We start from the raw sequence: 4180 nt of genomic DNA on the forward strand, positions 1-4180 counted from the left end.
CCGCCCTGGACCGCGCCAACCGGCTGGTGCGGCTGGCTGACGGCGGCGAGGTTCGGGGCGATCGGCTGCTGAGTGCCACCGGTGTGCGGGCCCGGCGATGGCCCAACACGGAGGAGGCCGCGCTGGAGGGCGTTCATACCCTGCGCACCAGTGCCGATGCTGCGCGGCTGCAGGCGGCTTTGGCCGCCCGTCCCCGGCGGGTGCTGATCATCGGCTCGGGATTCATCGGTTCGGAAGCCGCCTCGGTGTGCCGCGACCTCGGCCTGGAAGTCACGGTCACCGAACGCGGCCCGGCCCCGCTGTCCGGGGCGCTCGGCGGGGCGATCGGCGCAATCGCCGCCGAAATGCAGCGTGCAGCCGGGGTGGATCTTCGCACCGGCGTCTCGGTGCTCGCATTGGAGGGCGACGCGGCCGGGCACGTGCGCCGCGCGCGGCTCTCCGACGGCAGCACGCTCGACGTCGATGTGGTGGTGACGTCGTTGGGGTCGATCCGCAACGTCGAGTGGCTCGACGGGTGCGGGCTGGCGGCCGGATTCTGGGGGGTGGGCTGTGACGCCGGGTGTCGCGCGTTCGACATCAACGGGGTGATCACCACCAACGTCTTCGTGGCCGGAGACATTGCGCGTGCCCCGCATGTGCTCTACGACTACCAGTTCCTGGCGATGGAACACTGGGACAACGCCGTGCTGGGTGCCCGGGTCGCCGCCCACAACATGGTCTGCGACGAGGTCGATCGCTGGGCGCACCTGCTGATCCCGCAATTCTGGTCGGGTCAGTTCGGCGTCAACATCAAATCCGTTGGCGTGCCATCCTTTGGCGATGAGATCGTCTTCACCCAGGGCTCGGTGAAGCAGCGCCGGTTTGCCGCGGCCTACGGTCGCCGCGGCCGCATCGTCGGCGCAGTCACCTTCAACCACGGCAAGTGGATCGAGCACTACCGGCAGGAGATCGCGCGGTCGGGACCGTTCCCGCCGCAGCCGCCGGGTTTTGATTTCCCCGAAAACATGCGGGTGATGCCTGCCGACTTCCCGGCGCGGGGTGTGCCGACGGAGGCCCCCGATGTGGTGTTGACGGGACATGCCCCCAGCGAACGCCGCGCCGAGTTCCGGCTGCGGCAGCGATGAGGAGGAGCGGCGCCCATGACACGCGCCGGCGACGATGCAGAGCGAAGCGATGAGGAGGAGCGGCGCCATGACCCCCGAAGAAGCCTTCGATGCCGCGATGCGGTATGAAAACCGCGCGAATCCTTATCCGTACTTTGACGAGCTGCGCAAGACGCCGGTCGTGCGAGTGACCAACGGTATCTATGCCGTCACCGGATACGACGAGCTCATCGCGCTGGCCCATGACCCCGGGGTGAGTTCTGACCGTCGCAAAGTTCCCCCGCCGGCCACCGGCGATCGGCACGTTGCCGACGAGTCCGTGATGGAGATGATGGAGGTCTACGACCGAGACCCGAGCTTTATCGCCTCGGACCCGCCGGACCACGATCGGGCGCGCCGGCAGTGCATGCGGTTTTTCGGCCCACCGCATTCGCCGGACGTGATCCCCAGCCAAGAGCCGTTGTGTCAGCAGATCGTCAACGACTTGCTCGACAAGGCCATGGGCAAGACCCGCATGGATGTTGTCGACGAGTTCGCGTATCCGCTGCCGGTCAACTTGATCTGCCGGATCGTCGGCGTGCCGATCGAGGACGAGCCACAGTTTCATCCCTGGATAGCCGACGCGATCACCGGCCTCTTCGACCTCGGGCCCGACATCGCCACCGAGGAGGGCCAGGCCCGGCGGGCCAAAGGTGAAGCGGCCAACATCGCCTTCAAGAAATACATCATCGGGCTGGTCGAGAAAGCCGAAAATTCGCCTGGCCCGGGGATGATTTCACAGTTGGTCCACGATGACGGACCGGATGGACGAATGTCGCCGAGTGCGATCGTCAACAACATCATGCTGCTGTTTGCCGCGGGCCATGATTCGACGGTCAATCTTATTTCCCACTGTGTGTTGACCGTGATGCGCCAACCGGAATCGATCGAGTTGTTGCGCAGCAGGCCGGAATTGATTCCCGGCGCCATCGAAGAAGTGCTGCGGTTGCAGTCGTCGGTGCAGTTCTTCCCGACTCGATCGGCGCTGGCCGACATCGAGATCGCAGGCACCACGATCCCGCGAGGATCACCCATCTATCTGATATATGCTGCGGCAAACCGAGATCCGCGGCGCTTCGCCAACCCCAACACGTTCGACCCGCAACGTGCCGACAACGAGCACGTGGGCTGGGGACGCGGTATTCACGTCTGTTTCGGCGGTCCGCTGGCCCGACTGGAAGTCAACACCGCGTTTGACGCATTTCTTCGTCGGGTAGAAAACCCGCGGCTGGTCGAGGACCCACCGCCCTACCGAATCAGCCAAGTGTTCCGCGGCCCGCGGCATCTGCTCATCGATTGCGACGGGATCAGCCCCGATAGACGGTGACGAGCAGCTTGAACGTCCTAGTTCCGTCGCCGGCCTTGGCGGTGAGAACGAGCGGGTAGTACCCGTCGGCCACCGACTGCGCGACCTTGATGGCGACGGTCGCACTGGCGGATCCATCGGCGGCGAACTGTGCGGATACCGTTCCCGCCTTGATTCCCACGTTGTCGGATGCGCCGGTGATGGTATAGCCGCCGGGGCCATCGATCATCCGTTGGACAGCGACCGTCACGTTGACCGTGCCTCCGGGCGCGATGTTGACGACGGCGGGCGAAACATCAACGGTCACCGTAGAGCTGCCCGCACCGAATGATGGCGGCGCGGAGGAGTCTCCCGCGGCCCAGGCCTTGTTGGGCCGAGGAGAAACCGAGAACGCCAAGTCGCCGCCGGCGTGGATGATCGAATCCGGGAGATACGTCTGATCGGTGGACCGGCCGTCGATGTGAAGGTTCTTGATGTAGCGCATCCGGTTGGGTCCGGATGCGCCCGGCGCCGAAATCTTGATGAATTTTCGTGTGGGCAGCTCGATCACGATGCGATCGAAAAGCGGTGTGTTCACGGTGAGGATCGACGTTCCCGGCGTACTCGGGTACAGGCCCAGAGCGGCCCACACGTACCAGCTGGACATCGCGCCCAGGTCGTCGTTGCCCGGCTCGCCGTCGGGTGTGGGAGAAAACAAATCGCTGCGCACCCGATCGACTAACTGCTGAGTCTTCCACGGTTGACCGATGTAGTTGTACAGCCACGGCACATCGAAACCCGGCTCGTTGCCGGCCCACAGATAGGGCTCTTCCGGGCCGACGTTGAGCTGCTTAGTGAAGCGGTCGAGCCGTTCTCCCACCGCTTTTCGGCCGCCCAGAGCGATCACCAAGCCAGCGATGTTCTGCGGCACATACCAGACGTATTGCTCGGCGTTGCCCTCGTCAAATCCGAGCTGGCTGAAGCAACCCTGGGCGGGCGGCACGACCCCGGGCCCCTCAGGGAAGAAGCCCATGGCATCCCGCGGCGAGATGTAGTGGGTGGTGGGGTTGAACAGGTTCTGCCAGTACTGGGCCCGGTTCTGGAATTCGGCGGCGGTCGCGGAATCGCCTAACGCGTCGGCGAATCGGGAGATGCTGAAGTCGTCGACCGACCACTCCAACGTGATCGAGGCACCAGGGATCGCACCACCACTGCAGGAGTCCGCGTTCAGCGGCAGGTAGCCGCGCCGAAGATAGCTGGCGATTCCGGCCCGCTCCACGTAACCGTTGAGACCGGCGCCGCCTTCGGTCGCCGCTTTGACCATATAGCGCAGCGCCGTGTCGACGTCAAAATCCTTGGCGCCAAAGGCATAAAAGTTCACCATCAACGGGACTACGCTGTCGCCGGTCATCTCTGCGGTCGCGGTATTCGCCAGGGCCCAGCGGGGAAACGACCCGCTCTGCTCGGCGTCGTTCACCAGCGACTGGGCCATGTCGCTGGCCTGCTCCGGGAACAGCAATCCGTGCAGGGATGCCAGCCCGCGGTAGGTGTCCCAGTCGGAGAAGTTGGTGTACTGGGTGTGCCCGGCGGCCAGCGTGTGAACATCGCCATCGAATCCGATATACCGACCGTCGACGTCGTTAAAGGTGTTGGGGTTCAACAACGAATGGTAGAGCGCGGTGTAGAAGGTCTCGGTGTCGCCGGCATCGGCGCTGGCGATCGCGATCCGAGACAGCCTGGTATTCCACTCTTT

Annotated in this window: 3 protein-coding genes; 2 read left to right on the plus strand and 1 reads right to left on the minus strand. The window is 64.6% G+C overall.

The window, feature by feature from the left end:
* Positions 1-1124 (plus strand): NAD(P)/FAD-dependent oxidoreductase (locus tag WAN71_RS06840; protein WP_422224608.1); only part of this gene is annotated, 1124 nt, incomplete at its 5' end.
* A gap of 67 nt (positions 1125-1191) precedes the next feature.
* A complete protein-coding gene (locus WAN71_RS06845; RefSeq protein ID WP_422224609.1) occupies positions 1192-2469 on the plus strand; it encodes a cytochrome P450 in 1278 nt (425 codons plus the stop codon).
* Here WAN71_RS06845 and WAN71_RS06850 read toward each other — a convergent pair.
* Positions 2450-4180, minus strand: a 1731-nt coding sequence (locus WAN71_RS06850) for a GH92 family glycosyl hydrolase (protein ID WP_422224610.1), incomplete at its 5' end; no start/stop codon positions are given. The genes WAN71_RS06845 and WAN71_RS06850 overlap by 20 nt on opposite strands.

The organism is Mycobacterium sp., from assembly GCF_049280035.1.
GTDB lineage: Bacteria > Actinomycetota > Actinomycetes > Mycobacteriales > Mycobacteriaceae > Mycobacterium.